Here is a 2,871-nt window from a genome sequence, read left to right as displayed (position 1 = left end):
CGGTGTTGAAACAACAGTAACAGCATCAGGAGATACATACACAATAACAGTAAAAAATACAAATCCAAAGATTACAATGCCTGGAGGTGCAAAGGACATATCAGTAATGCCATGGGCAGAATACTTTGGAAAGACATTAAGTTATCCGTCAATAGCGATAGAGACACAAAATGGAGAGACATTATCAGGAGACTGGAGTGCAGGCGGAACAATTACAAGTGAAAACGGAAAGACAGTAGTGACACCACCGGAATGGAGCTCAAAGACATTAGAACCGGGAGCATCATTAACATTTACATTAAAATCAGGAAAAGGAACAGCAAGTACAGGAAACATTAAAGGAATAGTATTAAGACAGAGAGCTGTTTCAGGAGGAGAAATCCTTTCTACTAATTTAGTATATGGAAATGGTGTTTCAGAAGGAACAACAGTTCAGAATACAACAAAAGAACAGGATGTAACTACAACAAAGAAACAGGAGACAACAAAAGCTTCGGAAACAACAACTAAGAAACCGGAAACAACAAAGGCACCTGAGACAACAACTAAGAAAACAGCGACAGGTGTATATCCTGTGTGGTCACCGGATAACGTTCACTATAAAATAGGTGATTTGGTTCAATATCAGGATAAAGTGTATGAATGTACATATGAACACAATTCCAATTCCGGATGGTCTCCTACAGTAGCAGTAACTTTATGGAAAGAAAGAACTGACTTAGTTGCGGGAATAGAAGAAACAACAAACGCATCAGGAACAGAAGAAACAACTCAGAATAATTATACAGTTAATTCTAAATTGCCTGAGCATATGGTAACAGGATATTGGCATAACTTTCTCAATGGATCAACTGCACTTAAACTTTCAGATGTTCCATCATACTACGATATGATTTGTGTGGCTTTTGCAAATTCATCAACAACAGCCGGAAAGGTTACATTTGAACTTGACAAAGATTTATCTACTGCATTAGGAGGATATACAAAGGCTCAGTTTATTCAGGACATAAAAGATGCTAAGGCTAAAGGTCAGCATGTAATTATTTCAGTAGGTGGAGCAGAAGGAACAACTTATATAACAAATGAAGAATCAGCAAATCAGTTTGCAACAAGCCTTATTTCAATGATAGAAGAATATGGATTTGAAGGTGTAGATATTGACTTTGAAGGAAGTGCGGTATCAGGAACTGATTACATAGCTGAGGCACTTAGAAAAGTGCAGTCTCATTTTGGAGATGATTTTATTATCACTATGGCACCTGAAACATTATATTTTCAGGATACAAATCCAAACGGAACAGCAGTAACATCTGCATATTATAGACTGGCATACAAGATTAGGGATATTCTTACAATTTGTTATCCACAGTTCTACAATACAGGTGGAATGAATGGTTATAACGGATTTAATGCACAGGTTGGAAATGCAGATTTCCTGACATCACTTGCAACATTATTGTTAGAAAACGGATTGAGAGCTGATCAGGTAGCATTAGGATTGCCGTCAACACCAAAAGCAGCTTCAAGTGGATATGTGTCAACAGATGTTATTTCTACAGCAGTAACATCACTTGTAAATGGAACATCATCAGGAAGTTTTACAGCACCAAAAGCTTATCCAACATTTAGAGGTGTAATGACTTGGTCAATTAACTGGGATGCTACAAATGATTATGCATGGGCTAAATCAATGGATTCACTTATGGATTCATTGGAAAAACATGAACAGCCAACAAAAGAAACATCTACAACTAAAACAGAAGTTACAACAAAAAATGAAGAAACAACAAAGACAGAAGTTACAACTTCATCTTCTCAGACAGAAGCAAGGCCAACAGAAGTAATTGGCTTAGCAAAGCAGAGTCAGGATGGTGGAACAGTATCATTTGTTTGGGGTCAGACAAATGAGCAGATAGAAAGTGGACAGACATATAGAGTATATGCTGATGGAAAATATGTTGAAACATTTGCTTTAGCAACAGCAACATCATATACATTTACAACAAATGGTAAACATATTATAAAGGTTACAGCTAATTTAAATGGATATGAAACAGAAGGACAGATAATAGAGGTAACAATAGAAGGTTTAGAAACATCTGAAACAACAAAAGTTGCAGAAACAACTAAACCGGGCACAGCAACAAGTGATTTGGCATCAAGACTTTTAATTGGCTATTACCATACATGGGATAATTCAGGAAATCCTTTCATTAAGTTAAGAGATGTAGATAAAAACTGGGATGTAATAAATATATCATTTGCAGAACCTGTAAGTGCAGGAAGTACAGACGGAAAAATGAAATTTGATATTTCAGGACTTACAGCAGACTACACAAAGGCAGATTTCAAAAATGATGTGAAAGCATTACAGGCACAAGGTAAAAAGATTGTACTTTCAATTGGTGGATATGAAGGATATTTCTCATTAACATCACAGAGTGCAGTTAACCAGTTTGTAAGTGATATTAAATCAATTGTAGATGAATATGGATTTGATGGAATCGACATTGACCTTGAACAGTCATCAGTTCAGTTTGAAAGTGGAAAAGATACAGACATTAACAATCCAACATCACCAAAGATTGTTAACATGATAAATGCAATAAGAACAATTGTAAACAGCTATGGAGAAGATTTCATTCTTTCATGGGCACCTGAAACATTCTACGTACAGTTAGGATATCAGTTCTACGGTGGAATAAATCAGTACTGTGATGCAAGAGCAGGTGTATATCTTCCAATGATAAATGCACTTAGAAATGAAACAACATATGTACATGTACAGCTTTACAATTCATCACCAATGATTGCAACAGATAATCAGTCATACAACATGGGAACAAAAGAAGGAATTGTTGCAATGTGCAA

At 35.9% G+C, this 2,871-nt stretch carries 1 protein-coding gene; it reads left to right on the top strand.

Features of this window, described 5'->3' with window-relative positions; all coding sequences use genetic code 11:
• Nucleotides 1-2,871, top strand: a 2,871-nt coding sequence (locus tag DWW96_RS13635) for a glycosyl hydrolase family 18 protein (RefSeq protein ID WP_199522709.1), incomplete at both ends; no start/stop codon positions are given.

It is taken from the genome of Eubacterium sp. AF17-7 (assembly GCF_003461285.1).
In the GTDB taxonomy this organism is placed as follows: Bacteria; Bacillota; Clostridia; order Lachnospirales; family Lachnospiraceae; genus Eubacterium_U; species Eubacterium_U album.
The sequence above is the reverse complement of the archived record's forward strand: the minus strand, read 5'-3'. Positions and strand labels throughout refer to the sequence as shown.